This is a genomic window from Streptomyces sp. CNS606 (assembly GCF_000426325.1).
Map to the genome: position 1 here is coordinate 105,112 of NZ_AUFD01000005.1, position 16,106 is coordinate 121,217.

A 16,106-nucleotide genomic window follows, 5' to 3' on the forward strand; every position below is an offset into this window, starting at 1 on the left:
GCGCCGCCCCCGAACGGGCGAAACCGGTCAGCATCCCTCCCGTGCCGAGCCTGGTTGCGGCCCGTCCGGACCGGTAGAACTCTTCCCACAGGCCCGAACGGTCACCTCGATGCCCGTTCGGCAACCCCACGGGAGAGGGGCGCGGAGCCCGATGAGCGCGGAGGAACGGCAGCGGGAGATCGTCGGTACGGCCCGCCGTACCGGTTCGGTCGAGGTCGGCGCGCTCGCCGCCTCCCTCGGGGTGGCACGCGAGACCGTGCGCCGCGACCTGCGCGTCCTGGAGTCCCACGGTCTCCTCCGGCGTACGCACGGCGGTGCGTACCCGGTGGAGAGCGCGGGCTTCGAGACCACCCTCGCCTTCCGCGGCACCCTGCACGTGCCAGAGAAGCGGCGGATCGCCGCGGCGGCGGCCGACCTGCTGGGCGACGCGGAGACGGTCTTCGTCGACGAGGGCTTCACCCCGCAGCTCATCGCCGAGGCCCTGCCGCGGGACCGGCAGCTGACCGTCGTCACCGCCTCGCTCGCCGCCGCCGGAGTCCTGGCCGACGTGGACACCTTCACCGTGCTCCTCCTCGGCGGCCGGCTGCGCGGCGGCACCCTGGCCACGGTCGACCACTGGACCACGGCCATGCTCTCCGGATTCGTCATCGACCTGGCGTTCATCGGAGCCAACGGCGTCTCCCGCGAGCACGGCCTGACCACCCCCGACCCGGCCGTCAGCGAGGTGAAGACCCAGGCCATCCGCAGTGCCCGGCGGAGAATCTGCGTCGGCGTGCACACCAAGTTCGGCGCGGTGAGCTTCTGCCGCTTCGCGCAGATCGGAGACTTCGAGTCCATCGTCACCTCCACCGGCCTGCCCGCGCCCGAAGCCCACCGCTACTCGCTGCTCGGACCCCAGGTCATCCGGGTCTGACCGAGAACCCCCGACCGACCGCCCCGCATCCCCGGCACGACGAACCGGAGCCCCGCATGCGCACCCGCATACCCTTTTCCGCCTCGAAGCCCCTTGTGTCCCCCACGTCCCCTGTGCCCCGGTCCCGGCGCGGTGCCGCCCGCGCGGCCGTGGCCGCCGTCTCGGCGGCCGCCCTCCTCGCCGGCTGCGCCGGGGCGGGCGGCGGAAGCGAAGACGACCGTTCCATCAACGTCCTCATGGTGAACAACCCGCCGATGAAGACGCTGCAGAAGCTGACCGCCGAGCACTTCACAGAGAAGACCGGCATCACGGTCAACTTCACGGTGCTCCCGGAGAACCAGGTCCGCGACAAGATCAGCCAGGACTTCGCCAGCCAGGCCGGGCAGTACGACGTCGCCACCCTCAGCAACTACGAGACCCCGATCTACGCCGAGCGCGACTGGCTCTACGCCCTCGACCCGTACGTGCAGAAGGACGAGAAGTACGACCAGGACGACATCCTGACGTCCATGCAGCTCTCGCTCACGGGCGAGGACGGCAAGATCTACGCGGAGCCGTTCTACGGCGAGTCGTCGTTCCTGATGTACCGCAAGGACGTCTTCGCGAAGCACGGCCTGGAGATGCCCGAGAAGCCCACCTGGGACCAGGTCGCGGACCTGGCCGCCGACGTGGACGAGGCCGAGGCCGGGATGAAGGGCATCTGCCTGCGCGGACTGCCCGGATGGGGGCAGGTCATCGCCCCGCTGACCACGGTCGTCAACACCTTCGGCGGCACCTGGTTCGACGAGAACTGGGAGGCGCAGCTGGACTCGCCGGAGTTCACCGAGGCCACGAAGTTCTACGTCGACCTGGTGCGCGAGCACGGTCAGGCGGGCCCCGCACAGGCCGGGTTCGCCGAGTGCCTCAACAGCATGACGCAGGGCAAGACCGCCATGTGGTACGACGCCACCGCCGGTGCCGGTGAACTGGAACGCGACGACTCCCCGGTCAAGGGCAAGGTCGGCTACGCCCCGGCCCCGGTGAAGGAGACCGAGAACTCGGGCTGGCTCTACACCTGGGCCCTCGGCATGCAGAAGGCGTCCGACAACCCCGACGACGCCTGGGAGTTCATCTCCTGGGCCACCGGCAAGGAGTACGAGCAGCTCGTCGGCGAGCAGGTCGGCTGGACCAGCGTCCCCGCCGGCAAGCGCACGTCGACCTACGACGACCCGCGCTACCAGAAGGAGGCCGGCGCCTTCGGCGACGACGTCTTCCAGGCCATCGAGAACGCCGACCCCCGCGACCCGGGCGTGAAGAAGCGGCCCTACTCCGGCATCCAGTTCGTCGGCATACCCGAGTTCACCTCCCTCGGCACCGACGTCTCCCAGGAGATCAGCGCCGCGATCGCCGGCCGCCAGTCCGTCGAACAGGCCCTCGCCGACTCGCAGAAGCTGGCGGAGAAGGTCGGGGAGGAGTACCGGAACCGATGACCGCCACCCCGGCGACCGAGTCCCCGTCGGACGCCGCCACCCGCGCCCCCCGGCCGGCCGGATCACCGGCCGGGGGCGCCCGGCGGCTGCGCGACTGGGCGACCCGCGCCCCCCTGATGCCCGCCCTCGTCTTCCTCGTCGTCGTCACCCAGCTCCCGTTCGCGGCGACCCTCGTGATCTCCCTCTTCGACTGGAACTCCCTCTATCCCGAGGACCGCGAGTTCGCCGGCCTGTCCAACTTCGGGACCGTGCTCAGCACCCCCGAGCTGCGGGACGCCGTGCTGACCACGGCGGTGCTGACCGCCGCCGTCGTCCTGGTGAGTCTCGCGCTGGGCCTGGCCGTCGCCCTGCTGCTGGACCGCTCCTTCCGCGGCCGCGCGCTGGTGCGCACCATGCTCATCGCACCGTTCCTGCTGGTGCCGGTCGCGGCGGCGCTGCTGTGGAAGCACATGCTGCTCAACCCGGAGTACGGCCTGGTCAACGGCGTGATCAACGCACTCGCAGGACTTTTCGGCGTGGACGACCCGCCGCAGCCGGTGTGGATCTCCGAGATGCCGCTGATCGCCGTCGAGGCGGCGCTGATCTGGCAGTGGACGCCGTTCATGATGCTGATCCTGCTGGCCGGGCTGCAGAGCCGCCCGCTCGACGTCATCGAGGCCGCGCGCATCGACGGCGCGGGAAGCTGGCAGATCTTCCGTCACATCACGCTGCCGCACCTGCGGCGCTACCTGGAACTCGGCGCCCTGCTCGGCTCGATCTTCATCGTGCAGAACTTCGACGCCGTCTACACCCTCACCTCCGGCGGACTGGGCACCGCCAACCTGCCGTACGCCATCTACCAGACCTTCTACAAGTCCCACGAGTACGGTCTCGCGTCCGCCGCGGGCGTCCTCGTCGTCATCGGCTCCATCGCGCTGGCGACCTTCGCGCTGCGCGTGGTGTCGTCCCTGTTCAGCGAGGAGGTGTCCCGCGGATGAGCACACTCACCGCCCCCGCGCGCACCCGCCGTCCGAGGACGCCGGTCCCTGCGCCGGTGCGCCGGGCGCGCCGGCGCGGCTCCGCCCTGGCCCTGCTGGCCTGGGCGACCGGCATCCTGTTCTTCCTGCCGCTGGCGTGGATGGTGCTCACCTCCTTCCACTCCGAGCCGGACGCCGCGACCAACCCGCCGTCCCTCGCAGCGCCGCTGACGCTGGACGCCTACCGCACCTTCTTCTCCGCGGGCGGCGCCGACGGGCCCTGGCCGCCGCTGATCAACTCCATGACGGCGGCGCTGTGTTCGACACTCCTGGTGTTGCTGCTGGCCCTTCCCGCGGCGTACGCGCTGTCCATCCGGCCGGTGCGCAAGTGGCGCGACGTGATGTTCTTCTTCCTGTCCACCAAGATGCTGCCGCTGGTCGCCGGCCTGCTGCCGGTCTACCTGTTCGCGAGCAACGCCGGACTGCTGGACAACATCTGGCTGCTGGTCGTCCTCTACACGGCCATGAACCTTCCCATCGCCGTGTGGATGCTCCAGTCCTTCCTCGCCGAGATCCCGGTCTCGGTCATCGAGGCCGCGCAGATCGACGGCGCCCGGCTGCCCACCGTGCTGCGTCGGGTGATCGCCCCCATCGCGGGGCCCGGCATGGCGGCAACCGCGCTGATCTGCTTCATCTTCAGCTGGAACGAGCTGCTGTTCGCCCTTGTGCTCACCGGCGTGCGGGCGGAGACCGCGCCGGTCTTCCTGACCAGCTTCATCACCAGCCAGGGACTGTTCCTGGCCAAGGTGTCCGCCGCATCCCTCGCCATCTCCCTTCCGGTGCTCGTCGCCGGGTTCGCCGCCCAGGACAAGCTGGTCCAGGGCCTGTCGCTAGGAGCCGTGAAATGAAGGCCGCCCTCGTCGAAGCCCCCGGCAAGGTCTCCCTGACCACGGTGCCCGACCCCGCGCCCGGGCCCCGGCAGGTCGTGGTCGACGTCGCCGCGTGCGGGCTGTGCGGGACGGACCTGCACATCCTCCAGGGCGAGTTCGCCCCCACACTGCCGGTGGTGCCCGGCCACGAGTTCGCCGGCGAGGTCGTCGGCGTCGGGAGCGAGGTGACCGAGCTGGCGGTCGGCGACCGGGTCGCCGTCGACCCCTCGCTGTACTGCTACGAGTGCCGCTACTGCCGGGCCGGTCACAACAACCTCTGCGACCGCTGGGCCGCGATCGGCGTCACCACGGCCGGCGGCGCCGCCGAGTACGCCGTCGCCCCCGTCGCCAACTGCGTGAAGCTCCCGGACCACGTCCGCACGCAGGACGCCGCACTCATCGAGCCGCTGTCCTGCGCCGTGCGCGGCTACGACGTGCTGCGCAGCAGCCTCGGCTCCCACGTGCTGATCTACGGCTCCGGCACGATGGGCCTGATGATGCTGGAACTGGCCAAGCGCACCGGTGCCGCCAGCGTCGACGTCCTCGACCTCAACCCGGCACGGCTGGCCACCGCGCAGCAGCTCGGCTGCACGGCCGCCGCCGCCCGCGCGGAGGAGCTGGACCGCCCGCAGGGCTGGGACCTCGTCATCGACGCGACGGGCAACGCGGCGGCCATCCAGGACGGCCTCGGCCGCGTCGCCAAGGCCGGCACCTTCCTCCAGTTCGGCGTCGCGGACTACGCGACCACGGCCACCATCGACCCGTACCGCATCTACAACCAGGAGATCACCATCACCGGCTCCATGGCCGTCCTGCACAGCTACGAGCGGGCCGCCGAACTCTTCGCCGCCGGAGTTCTCGACCCCGACGTCTTCGTCTCCGACCGCATGCCCCTGGCCGACTATCCCGCCGCCCTCGACCGCTTCGCCGCCGGCCAGGGGCGCAAGATCCTCGTCGTCCCGTAGCCCCACCCGCTAGCCCCACCCGCGGCGCCCGACTGCCGGGCCCGGGGAACCCGGGCGCCGTCAGCGGCCGTGGCGGCCCTCGCCCGCGGCGAAGCGGGCGGCGCCCGCGAGGGCGCCGGGGAGGACCGCCACGCCGTGGGCGAACTCGCGGGCCAGAGCGGCCTCCTCGGCCTCGGCGGCGCCTTCGGCGCCTTCGGCGCCTTCGGCGTCGAGGAGGGCGGCGCGGTCGCTGCGCAGACACGCCTGGGGGAGGGCGGCGAGCTCGTGGGCCAGCCGTTCGGCGGCGGCGCGCGCCCCGCCGGTCGGCACGACGCGGTCGGCGAGGCCGATGGCGTGCGCCTCCGGTGCCGCGACCGGGCGTCCGGTCAGCACCATGTCGCGCGCCCGGCCCGCCCCCACCACGCGCGGCAGCCGCACCGTGCCGCCGTCGATCAGCGGCACGCCCCAGCGGCGGCAGAAGACGCCGAACACCGCGTCCTCCTCGGCCACGCGCAGATCGCACCAGAGCGCGAGTTCCAGGCCGCCCGCGACCGCGTGGCCGGCGACCGCGGCGATCACCGGCTTGCCGAGCCGCATCCGGGTCGGCCCCATCGGGCCGTCGCCGTCGGCGGCGACCCGGTTGCCGCGCGGCGTACCCATGGCCTTGAGGTCCGCGCCGGAGCAGAACGTGCCGCCCTCGCCCCACAGCACCGCCACCGACGCCGACGCGTCCGCGTCGAAGGCGCGGAACGCCTCCGCGAGCGCCGCCGCCGTCGGCCCGTCGACCGCGTTGCGCGTCCGGGGCCGGGCCAGCACGACCGTGGTGACCGGCCCGTCCCGTTCGACGCGGACGCTCACGCCCGCGCCCGTTCCAGTACGCCGCCCAGGTCGGTGCCCGGTGGCAGCGTGCCGTAGGCGTGGCCCCACTCGCCGCCCAGCCGGGAGGCGCAGAACGCGTCCGCCACCGCCGGCGTGCTGTGGCGCACCAGCAGCGAGCCCTGCAGCACCAGCGTCAGCCGCTCCGCCAGCCGCCGGGCGGCGAGTTGCGCGGCGGCCGGGTCGGACAGCACCGCCAGGTCCTTGCGCAGGTCCGCGACCGCCGCGTCCAGGTGCCGGTCGGCGCCCGCGGCCGCGTCCACCTCGGCCAGCAGGGCGTCCAGCGTGGCGGGGTCCTTGGCCACGGCCCGCAGCACGTCGAGCGCGGCGACGTTCCCGGAGCCCTCCCAGAGGGACAGCAGCGGTGCCTCGCGGTACAGCCGCGGCATCCCCGACTCCTCCACGTAGCCGTTGCCGCCCAGGCATTCCAGGGCCTCCCCGACGTGTGCCGAACCCCGTTTGCACACGTGGTACTTGCCCGCCGCCAGGCCCAGCCGCCGCAACGCGGCCTCCCGTTCGTCGCCCCCCAGCGAACGGTCCAGCGCGGCCGCCAGCCGCAGCCCCAGCACCGTCGCGGCCTCCGACTCGACGGCCAGGTCGGCCAGCACGTTCCGCATCAGCGGCTGCTCCAGGAGCGGCGCGCCGAACGCCCGGCGGTGCCGGGCGTGGTGCAGCGCCTGCCGCAGTCCGGCGCGCATGGCCGCCGCCGAGCCGAGGACACAGTCCAGCCGGGTCATGTTGACCATCTCCACGATGGTCCGTACGCCGCGTCCCGCCTCGCCGACCCGCCACCCCACCGCGTCCTCGTACTCGATCTCCGAGGAGGCGTTGGAACGGTTGCCCAGCTTGTCCTTGAGGCGTTGCAGCCGCAGCGCGTTGCGGCTGCCGTCGGGGAGCACGCGGGGGAGGAGGAAGCAGGTCACCCCCTCCTCGGTCTGCGCGAGCGTCAGGAAGAGGTCGCTCATCGGCGCGGAGGTGAACCACTTGTGCCCGGTGAGCCGGTACGTGCCGTCGTCGCCGCCGTCCGGCACCGCGCGCGTGGTGTTGGCGCGCACGTCCGACCCGCCCTGCTTCTCGGTCATCGACATGCCCGCGATGAGCCCGGCCTTGCCCAGCGGCGGGCGCAGGCCGAAGTCGTAGACGCGCGAGGCGAGCAGCGGCTCGTACAGCGCGGCCAGTTCCGGTGCGGCACGCAGCGCGGGCACGGCCGCGTACGTCATGGAGACCGGGCAGCCGTGCCCGGCCTCGGCCTGCGACCACACGTAGAACTTCGCGGCCCGCAGCAGGTGTGCGCCCGCACCCGGTTCCGCCCAGGGCGCGGCGTGCAGTCCGTGGCGCACGGCGGTCGTCATCAGGCTGTGCCACGCCGGGTGGAACTCGACCTCGTCGATCCGGTGGCCGTACCGGTCGTGGGTGCGCAGCCGCGGCGGGTTCTCCTCGGCCTGCCGCGCCAGCTCCTGAGTCCCCGCGGACCCGGCGAGCTCTCCGAGCTCCCGCAGCTCCGCCTCTCCCGCGCCCGCGCCGTCCCGCCGCACGGCGTCCAGCAGGGCCGGCTCGTCCGCCGCGGTGAAGCCGGTCAGGGGCGGCGCCTGGTTGAAGACCTCGTGGGTAGCCATACCCCTGACATTACGCCTGTCGTGCACGTGGCGAGAAGAGGTAACCCGGTGCGTCCGCGCCCGATAGACTTCAGCAGCCGATGAACGACACCGCACCTGCGCACACGACCCTCGGGCTCCGTCCGCTGACGGCCCGCTCGATCGTCCTGAGCACCCTGCTCGGGCATCACCCGCCCCGGCTGCCCGCCCGCGTCCTGGTGCGGGTCGGGGAACTCTTCGGGGTCGCCGAGGGCACCGTGCGCGTCGCCCTGTCCCGCATGGTCGCCGCCGGAGACCTCGACCAGGACGGCCAGGGCTACGGTCTCACCGCCCGCCTGCTGCGCCGCCAGGCGCGCCAGGACGACAGCCGCGCGCCCCGGCTGCGGACGTGGGACGGCGACTGGGAGATCGCCGTGGTCACCGCCGACCGCCGCCCCGCTGCCGAACGGGCCGCGCTGCGCCGCACCATGGCCCGCCTGCGTCTCGGCGAGCTCCGCGAGGGCACCTGGGTGCGGCCCGCGAACCTGGACCGCGCGCTCGACGCGGACGTCCTCGGCCCCTGCACGGTCTTCACCGGTGCCGCCCCGGCCGGGGAGGACCCCGTCGCGCTCGCGGCCCGCCTGTGGGACCTGCCCGGCTGGGCCCGCCGCGCCGGCGAGCTCGCCGCCGCCCTCGACCGTGCGGAGGACCTCGCCGACCGGTTCACGGTCTCGGCCGCGGCGCTGCGTCACCTCCTCGCGGACCCGGTGCTCCCCGCCGCCCTGCTGCCCGGGGACTGGCCGGGCGCCGGTCTGCGGCTGCGCTACGACACCTTCGAAGGCGAACTGTGCGAGGTGCTGCGCCGCCACGTCACCTCCGCGGCGGACACCCGGGGAATGAGCGCCGCGCCCCGGGTCGTTCCCCGGGCATGAAGGCAATCGTCACGAACGGCTACGACGGACCCGACGGCCTGGAGCTCAGCGAGCAGCCCGACCCGAAGGTCGCCCCCGACCACGTTCTCGTCCGGGTGAAGGCCGCGGGAGTCAACCCCGTCGACTGGAAGGTCGCCTCCGGCGGCCTCGACGCGCTCTACGAGACCCGGTTCCCGCTGATCCCCGGCTGGGACGTCTCCGGCGTGGTGGAGGCGCTCGGTGTCGACGCCACCGAGTTCGAGGTCGGCGACGAGGTCATCGGCTACCTGCGCAAGGACGAGATCGGACACGGCACGTACGCCGAACTCGTCGCCGCGCCGGTCCGGGCACTCGCCCGCAAGCCGTCCTCGCTGAGCTGGGAGCAGGCGGCCGGTCTGCCGCTCGCCGGCCTGACGGCCCACCAGGCGCTGCACCGCCTGGGGGTCACCGGCGGCGACACGGTCCTCGTGCACGCCGCGGCCGGCGGCGTGGGCTCCATGGCCGTGCAGATCGCCGTCGCCCTCGGTGCCCGGGTCATCGGCACCGCGAGCGAGCGGAACCACGACTACCTGCGGAGTCTGGGCGCCGAACCCGTCGCCTACGGCGACGGACTCGCGGAACGGGTGCGCGCCCTCGCCCCGGGGGGCGTCGACGCGGCGGTCGACTTCGTCGGCGGCGACGCCGTGGAGGTCTCCCGGCAGGTGCTGAAGAAGGCCGAACGGGTGCTGTCCATCGTGGATCCGCAGGTGCGCCAGGATGGCGGCCAATACCTGTTCGTTCGGCCCGACGCCGCCGGTCTCACCGCGCTGGGCGACCTCGCCGACGCCGGGCGCCTCGCCGTCCACGTGGACCGGGCCCTTCCCCTCGCCCAGGCCGCCGAGGCGTGGCGGGCGAGCCGGGAGGGGCGCACCCGCGGCAAGATCGTCCTCCAGGTCTCCTGACCGGTGGCGGTCCCCTGCCCCGGAGGCGCTCACCCCGGGGCGCGGGCCCGGGCGGCGGCCGGGGAGCGGGCCCGGGGGACCGGCCCGCTCCCCGCGCGGCGTCAGATCCCGACGATGCGCCAGGAGGTGTTGAAGTGGCACTGGCCCGACATCGGGTTCGTCTGGTCGATGACGAAACCGGTGAGCGCGTCGCCGTTCCAGCCGCAGATCCACTGACCGCTCTGCGGAGCGGCGACCAGGTGGCCGGGGTAGTTGCCGCCGCACCGGTACGGGTCGATCTGGAGGGACACGTACCCCGCGGGGATGCCGCTGCACGACCAGGTGGCCTGCATCCCGATGCTCTCCGGGGCCGCCGCCGGCGCGGCCTGGGCGACACCGCCCGGAAGGACGACCGCCAGTGCGGTCACCGCAGCTGCTGCGAAGGCCCGCGTACCGAATCTCGCCATTGCTCTCTCCTTGTGGTTGGCGTGTACGCGACGAACGCTACGGGCGGCCGCACCCCGGCGTGCAGTACCCGCCTGTCTCACACCGCTCTCATCCGGTCGCGGCGAGATGTGCGGCGAGGCGCTCCACCGCTTCCGTCAGACGCCGGAAGTAGGTGGCCTTGCTGATCGCCAGCGACCGGGAGATCGCGGCGGACGTGGCGCCCGGTTCGAGGTACCGCTGCGCCAGAACGGTCCGGAGCTGCTCCTCGCGCCGCCCCTCGCCGAACGCCGCGGCCACGCCGTCCCGCAGCACCGTGCGCACCGACTCCGCGCGCTCCTCCACCCCGGCGCCGGAGGCGAGCGGGTGCCGGGCCAGCTCGGCCGCCACGGTGTAGTGCTCCAGCGCCGTCCGCACCTCGTCCACGGTCGGGGCCGGCCGCGGGGCGGAGGCCCGGCCGAGCTCGCGCAGGACCAGGGCGCGCTGGTGCCCGTGCAGCCCTCCCGGCCCGTAGTCGATCCAGTAGGCGCACACCGGCCTGCCGTCCACGACCGTGTCCAGCTCGGGCACCAGCGTGCCGCCCGCCGCGAGGCAGAACGCGTGCAGCCGCTGGTGATGCTGGAACAACGGCACGACGGCGTGCCGCGGGTTCGCCACGTCGGCGCGCAGCGCCACCGCGATGTTGAGCATCGCCAGCGCGCTGCCGGTCTCCGGAGCCTCGCCGGTCAGGTCGACGCTGTCCCGCCACACGACCACCGCCCCGGACCCGCAGGCCAGCTCGGCGAACCGCAGGCACCCGCGCCCGAAGGCGTCGTCCGCGAGCACCGAGGACGGCGCCGACCCCGGAGTCAGCCAGATCGCGTACCCCACGGGCGCGCCCCCGGCGTCCCGCGCGACCACCACGTTGCGCGGCGACAGCCGGTGGTACGGCTCGCTGGCCGCCCACCACTCCCGGTAGCCCCGTCCGGCGAGAGCGGCGCCGAGCACCTCCGCGTCGCCCGCACGGATCCGGTCCGCGTGGTAGCGGGAACTGCCGTCCCAGCAGTACGCCCACCGCAGCTCCGGGCTCCGCAGCAGATGCGCCAGGTCGGTGATGACCGTCCGGTCTCCCAGCAGCGCCCGCCGGTGCAGGTGCTCGGCCACCCGGCCGCGCAGCGCCCGTTCCCTGGCCGGCCGGGCGCCGAGCAGGCTGTCCCGCATGGGTTCCCGGACGGCGTCGTGCAGCGTCACCGTGTCGCCGACCCGGTCGACGAAGGGCAGCCCCGCCAGCCATCCGAACGAGCCTTCGGCGTCGCCGCCCTCGTCCAGGGTGTCCGCGAGCAGTTCCACCGTCGTCCGCCTTGCGATGGAGCAGGCGGCGAGCGCGTCGTAGTGTGTGGTGTCCCACTCGACGGCGGTCGTCAGCCGGACCAGCGTGGTCACCAGGCCCGGCTCGGGAGCCACCTGGCCGTGCCGGTGGTAGGCGCCCGCCGCCAGCACGAGGGCGAGCGGCGAGCCCGCCGTCCACCGCGTGATCTCCCATGCCGGCACGGCCGGAACGCCGTGCTCGGTGAGCAGTTCGACGGAGGCCTCGGCGCTCAGTTCGGCCAGTTCCACCACGAGGGCGACCTGCGCCCAGCCCCCGCCGAACCAGCCCGGGTCCGGGCTGCTGCGCCCGGCGATCACCACGACGACGTCGCCGGGCAGCCGGGGCAGCACCTCCTCGCGCAGCTCCTTCGCCCCGGCGGCGATGCGTTCGAACCCGTCGAGGAACACCACCGTGCCGGGGGCGACGTCGTGCAGCACGGCCGCCAGCGCGGCGGGAAGAGGGTCGATGGTCCGGGCGTCGACCCATCGGGTCGCCCGCCCGTCGGCGCGGGCGGCGACCGCCACCGCGTGCAGGAGCGTCGTCTTGCCGATCCCGCCGGGGCCGTGCACCAGGAGCACGTTGCGGTCGAGCGTCCCCGCCAGCACCCGGCCGAACAGCTCCAGTTCGCGGCCGCGCCCGACCAGGCGGCCGGCCCGCCGGGCCACGCGGTCACCGATCGTCCTACCGTCCATCCCCACCCGTTCCCCGTCACCCGGTTCCCTGTGTCCGGGGCTCGGGAGAAACGGTACGGAAGGCGCCCCGCCGTGGGTACCGCCGGCGGCGGGGGGGCCGGGCTACGGGCGGGCCACCGGTGCGCGGTCGACGTACTCGAAGACGGCGCCGTCGGGGTGGCGGGCGACGACGTTGCGGCCGGCGGGGGTGGACTGGGGACCGGCGATGATCTCCGCGCCCACGGCGCCGAGGTCGGCCAGCGCCTCGTCGACGTCCGCGACGGCGATCGTCGCGGCGATCTTCCGCAGCACCTCCAGGTGGCCCTCGGGCCCGCTCATCAGGAAGAAGGGCCCCACGGCGGCGACCGACACCGGCCCGGTGGTGAAGCGGTGGGCCTCGGCCCCGGTGAGCTTCTCGTACACCGGAATGGCGGCGTCCAGGTCGTCGACGCAGATCCGAAGCGAGGTCCCGTGAATCTCCATGCACGGCAGCCTAGTTGTTCCCGGTCAGCACCGACACCGCCCCGGCCCGCAGCGTGCGGACCGGGGCGGTTCGGTGGCCGGGAACCGTTGGGCGGCCGACGGTCAGGCGGCGCCGGGCTCCTGGTCCTGGCCGGTCGGCGGGCCGCCGTAGGGCCAGCGCAGCAGGGCGCCGAGACCCCCGACGGGCAGGCCGTCCGGGACGTCGGGCTCCAGGTCGCCGCTGCGCACGCACAGCACCTCCGCGCCGGTGGCCGCGGCCGAACGCAGCAGTGCGTCGTCGGCGCGGGCCGCCGACGGCTGCGGGTCGCCCAGATACCGGCTGTCCGCGCGGCGTACGGCGATCTGGTCCGGCGCGTCCCCGACCCAGACCTCGCGGTGCCGTTCCGCGCCGTCCGGGCGGATCAGCAGCACTCCGATGCGGTGCTCGCGCGCCGCCTCGACCAGCGTGGGAACGCCTTCGGTGGCGGAGGTGCGGCCCTCGCCGTCCGGGACGCGCCCGGCGCGGAAGCGGTCCATGGCCCGGGCGACCTCCTGCTGTGCGTGCCGCTGCCGGGCACGGTCGGTCTCCTCGGCGAGGAGCTGCTGTCCCTTCTCCGCGTCGCCGCCCTGGTCGTGGTCCTCCCGTCCGCCGTGCTCCGCCTCCACGGCGCGCTCGCCCAGGTGCTCCGGCAGCGCGTCGTGCACGGCACGCACCATGCGGCGGTCGCCGGCGAGGACGACCAGCTCGGCGCCGGACCGTTCGTAGCTCTCGCGCACCTCCTCGGCGACCGCCGAGGCGTTCTGCTCCCAGGTGTTCTCCACGGAGTTCTGGAACTTCCGCTCGGACCAGTCACCCGACGCCGTGCGGTGCACGGGCCAGTCCCGGCCGTGCACGCGCCCGGCGTCCCCGCGGCCGCCGAAGGAGTCCTGCAGCCGCAGTTCGGCGCCCGTGCGGTCGACGCGTGCGACCAGCGCGGCCGGCAGCCCGGCCGCCAGTTCCGGCAGTGGCCCCACGTGCGGCAGCGCCGACCAGCACACCTGGGGCCCGCCCGGCGGGACCGAGGCCAGCGGCACACGCAGGACGACCTCTCCGTCCGCGGCGAACACGGCGTGGCCGGGCGGGGCGGCCGACCGGGGCAGCGCGTCGAGCGCGCCGTGGACCGCCCGGCAGGTGGCGGCGTCGGCGCCCTGCTCGTGCAGCCGGTCGGAGACGGCGCGGGCGTTCAGCTCCTGGCGTGTCGCGGCGTCCTCCGTGGCGACGTCGGTGCCGACGTGGACGGACGCCCACGGGCCGGGACGGTCGTACAGGGGGTCCAGGAATGCGAGCTTCATGTCTCCCTCCTTGTAACGGCGCGGAACGGGTACCCGTGGGCCGCCGGACGACACGGGACCGGTGTGCACGAGGAGGGTGCCATGGGTATCGATCCGCGGGAGCTGTCGGACGCCCAGCTGCTGAAGGAGCTGGAGACGATCCACCGGACCCGTCACGACGCGCTGCTGCACGGTTCCCCGGACGCGCTGAGCGCCCACAACGCGCGCATGGCGGAGCTGGAGGGCGAGTACCTGCGCCGCAACCCGCAGCGGCCGGTCGCCGCGGGCCGTACGCGCAAGGGCGCACGGGAACGGGGGCGGGAGGACTGCTGAGCGGCCGTCCTCCCGCCCGCCGCCCGGCTCACCCGGCCCCGTCCCCCACCCGGGCCGGCGCCGGCGGAGCGCCCGTCACAGCGGCTGGACCCGGATGTCGCGGAAGGTGACGACGTCCGAGGTGCCGTGCGTCTGGAGCCCGAGATGCCCCGTCGGGTGCTGCCGCCCGTCCGTGCCCGGGTCGTCGCCGCGCGGCGGGGAGAAGAGCTGCCCCGGCGCGTTCTCGAACGTGTTGATCAGGCGCCCGTTGCGGTGGACGGTCCAGTGCCGGCCGACGACCCGGATCTCGTAGTCGTTCCAGACGCCCTTCGGCATCACGTTCGACTCGCCCCGGGTGACGAGGTCGAAGCCGTAGACGGACCCGGTCTTGTACTGGTCGCCGCCGGCCGCGTCGTTGATCTGCACCTCGTGCCCGTACCTGATGGCCACCCACTCCGGCCGCGGCTCCTCCGGGTGGTCGTGCACGCCGGGGAAGCGGACGAAGACGCCGCTGTTGGCCCTCCGGTCGCCGGGTGCGTCGTCGCGGAACTGGAGCTTCAGCGAGAAGTCGCCGTACGGCTGCTCGGGGAACCACAGCATGCCCATCCCGGGGACGCTGCCGCTGGAGGTGATCGAGCCGTCGGAGTTCCGCGTGAAGGCGCCGCCGCCGACGTGCTCCCACCGCTCGAACGACTCCCGGCTGCCGTCGAGGAGCGCCCGGTAGCCGTGCGCCCCCTCGCGGCCGACGCCGGAGCGCCGCGCGGCCTCCATGATCGCCGCGCGTTCCTCCCGGTCGATCACGCCGTCCTCGCGGAGCTGCGCGAGGACTTCGCGGACGTGGGTCCGGAAGGCCTTGCGCCCGTCCCAGTGGGCCTCGTCCTCGATCAGCTCGTTGACGGTGCAGCCGCCGGGGGCCTCGCGGTTGGGCACGCCGGTGAAGCCGCTCGCCTCCGCCCCGACCACCACCAGCGGACGGTCGTCGCGCTCCGGGCAGCCGGGGTCCGGTTCGCCGCCGTCGTCGCCGACCACGGTGAAGGTGACGGTCGAGGTCTGCGAGGTGTTCCCGGCGTGGTCGGTGGCGCGGTAGGCGACCGAGTGCTCACCCTCCGCGTGGAACATCACCGGTTCGGTGTACGGGCCGAACGCGCCGCCGCCCACGGCGTACTCCACGCCCGCCACACCCGAGTCCTCGTCCTGAGCCCGGAGGGAGAGGGTGGCCAGGGCGAGGTAGTCGCCGTCGGGGTTCTGTTCGCCGTCCACGGTGGCCGTGACCTCGGGCGGGGTGGTGTCGCCCGGCGGCGGCCCGGCGACGGTGAACGTCACGGACCGCTCCTGCGAGACGTTGCCGGCCTTGTCGGTGGCCCGGTACCGGACGGTGTGCTCGCCGGGGGCGTCCACCAGCACCGGCGCCTCGTACGCCGCCCAGCCGGCGCCGTCGACGGCGTAGTCGACGCGGTCGACGCCGGAGGAGTCGTCGGTGGCGGCGAGGGTGACCGTGGCGCCGCCGAGGTAGTCGCCGTCGGCGTTCTGCTCGCCGTCCACGTCGGCGGTCGCCTCCGGCGGCGTGGTGTCCTCGCCGCCGCCCCCGGTGACGACCAGCTCGCCCTGCATCTGCCCGTGGCCCGGTATCGCGCAGTAGTAGTGGTAGACGCCGGGGGAGAGGTCGACCGTCACCTCGTGCCGGCCGCCGTTCGCGTCGCCGGGGTTGGCGAGGATGTTCACCGGCACGTCGGAGTTGTAGTCCGGGTCGGACGTGGTGAAGGTGAGCGTGTGCGGCATGCCGGTGGTGTTGCCCGTGGCGGCGCTGTTCTCGAACACCAGCGTCGCCTCCCCGGCCACCGCCCGGGCGGGCGCCGAGGCGTAGGCGGTGATGTCGTCGCCGGCGGTCCAGGTGAGCACCTGCGCGGCCGCCCGGTCCCCGCCGCCGGGCCCGGCCGCGGGCGCCGGGGGCTGCGCCTGCGCGGCCGGCAGCACGGTCAGCGACAGCACCGCGGCGAGCAGCGCCACCAGCAGGGCGAACGGCCGTCCGCGTCCCCGGGCGCGGATGTGTGCGGGTCGGTGCATGG

The 16,106-nt window shown here is 74.1% G+C and carries 15 protein-coding genes; 8 read left to right on the forward strand and 7 right to left on the reverse strand.

Going from position 1 to position 16,106, the window contains the following annotated elements; all coding sequences use genetic code 11:
* Positions 1-151 precede the first annotated feature (151 nt).
* Genes K304_RS0100495 through K304_RS0100515 form a run of 5 tightly spaced genes read left to right on the forward strand, consistent with a single transcriptional unit; the run spans position 152 to position 5,232 of the window.
* Positions 152-913: a DeoR/GlpR family DNA-binding transcription regulator gene (locus K304_RS0100495; protein WP_027762134.1), complete on the forward strand. Its 762-nt coding sequence runs from the start codon at positions 152-154 to the stop codon at positions 911-913.
* 56 nt (positions 914-969) lie between these two features.
* Positions 970-2,382 (forward strand): ABC transporter substrate-binding protein, encoded by a 1,413-nt coding sequence (locus tag K304_RS0100500; RefSeq protein ID WP_078528170.1) that lies wholly within the window; start codon positions 970-972, stop codon positions 2,380-2,382.
* Positions 2,379-3,359 (forward strand): carbohydrate ABC transporter permease, encoded by a 981-nt coding sequence (locus tag K304_RS0100505; protein ID WP_027762136.1) that lies wholly within the window; start codon positions 2,379-2,381, stop codon positions 3,357-3,359. The genes K304_RS0100500 and K304_RS0100505 overlap by 4 nt, the downstream gene beginning before the upstream one ends.
* The gene (locus K304_RS0100510; protein ID WP_027762137.1) at positions 3,356-4,246 is read left to right on the forward strand and encodes a carbohydrate ABC transporter permease; all 891 of its coding nucleotides are present in this window, start codon (positions 3,356-3,358) and stop codon (positions 4,244-4,246) included. Before K304_RS0100505 ends, K304_RS0100510 begins: the two co-directional genes overlap by 4 nt.
* A complete protein-coding gene (locus K304_RS0100515; protein ID WP_027762138.1) occupies positions 4,243-5,232 on the forward strand; it encodes a zinc-dependent alcohol dehydrogenase family protein in 990 nt (329 codons plus the stop codon). The genes K304_RS0100510 and K304_RS0100515 overlap by 4 nt, the downstream gene beginning before the upstream one ends.
* A gap of 60 nt (positions 5,233-5,292) precedes the next feature.
* Here K304_RS0100515 and K304_RS0100520 read toward each other — a convergent pair whose 3' ends face one another.
* Entirely contained in the window at positions 5,293-6,069 is a 777-nt protein-coding gene (locus tag K304_RS0100520; protein WP_027762139.1) for a crotonase/enoyl-CoA hydratase family protein, read from the reverse strand.
* Complete coding sequence (locus tag K304_RS0100525; RefSeq protein WP_027762140.1) at positions 6,066-7,703, reverse strand: acyl-CoA dehydrogenase family protein; 1,638 nt, start codon at positions 7,701-7,703, stop codon at positions 6,066-6,068. Before K304_RS0100525 ends, K304_RS0100520 begins: the two co-directional genes overlap by 4 nt.
* An 80-nt stretch (positions 7,704-7,783) precedes the next feature.
* Between K304_RS0100525 and K304_RS26565 the strand changes: the two genes are divergently transcribed.
* Together K304_RS26565 and K304_RS0100535 are read left to right on the forward strand one after the other, a co-directional pair.
* A complete protein-coding gene (locus K304_RS26565; RefSeq protein ID WP_051307593.1) occupies positions 7,784-8,593 on the forward strand; it encodes a PaaX family transcriptional regulator C-terminal domain-containing protein in 810 nt (269 codons plus the stop codon).
* Positions 8,590-9,513 carry an NADP-dependent oxidoreductase gene (locus K304_RS0100535; protein WP_027762141.1) on the forward strand — a complete coding sequence of 308 codons (924 nt, stop codon included), beginning with the start codon at positions 8,590-8,592 and terminating at the stop codon, positions 9,511-9,513. The genes K304_RS26565 and K304_RS0100535 overlap by 4 nt, the downstream gene beginning before the upstream one ends.
* Before the next feature lie 101 nt (positions 9,514-9,614).
* Here K304_RS0100535 and K304_RS0100540 read toward each other — a convergent pair whose 3' ends face one another.
* The 4 genes from K304_RS0100540 to K304_RS0100555 form a co-directional block, all read right to left on the reverse strand.
* On the reverse strand, positions 9,615-9,959 hold the full coding sequence (locus tag K304_RS0100540) for a hypothetical protein (RefSeq protein ID WP_027762142.1): 345 nt from the start codon (positions 9,957-9,959) through the stop codon (positions 9,615-9,617).
* A gap of 88 nt (positions 9,960-10,047) precedes the next feature.
* Positions 10,048-11,976, reverse strand: coding sequence for an ATP-binding protein (locus K304_RS0100545; RefSeq protein ID WP_027762143.1), 1,929 nt, complete (start codon positions 11,974-11,976; stop codon positions 10,048-10,050).
* 102 nt (positions 11,977-12,078) lie between these two features.
* A complete protein-coding gene (locus tag K304_RS0100550; protein ID WP_027762144.1) occupies positions 12,079-12,438 on the reverse strand; it encodes a VOC family protein in 360 nt (119 codons plus the stop codon).
* 102 nt (positions 12,439-12,540) lie between these two features.
* Positions 12,541-13,749, reverse strand: a complete 1,209-nt coding sequence (locus tag K304_RS0100555; RefSeq protein WP_027762145.1) for a baeRF2 domain-containing protein — start codon at positions 13,747-13,749, stop codon at positions 12,541-12,543.
* A gap of 81 nt (positions 13,750-13,830) precedes the next feature.
* Between K304_RS0100555 and K304_RS0100560 the strand changes: the two genes are divergently transcribed.
* Positions 13,831-14,061, forward strand: a complete 231-nt coding sequence (locus K304_RS0100560; protein ID WP_037788893.1) for a DUF6158 family protein — start codon at positions 13,831-13,833, stop codon at positions 14,059-14,061.
* Between the two features lie 75 nt (positions 14,062-14,136).
* Here the strand turns inward: K304_RS0100560 and K304_RS0100565 are convergent, their stop codons facing one another.
* Entirely contained in the window at positions 14,137-16,104 is a 1,968-nt protein-coding gene (locus tag K304_RS0100565) for an OmpL47-type beta-barrel domain-containing protein (RefSeq protein WP_051307595.1), read from the reverse strand.
* Positions 16,105-16,106: the final 2 nt, after the last annotated feature.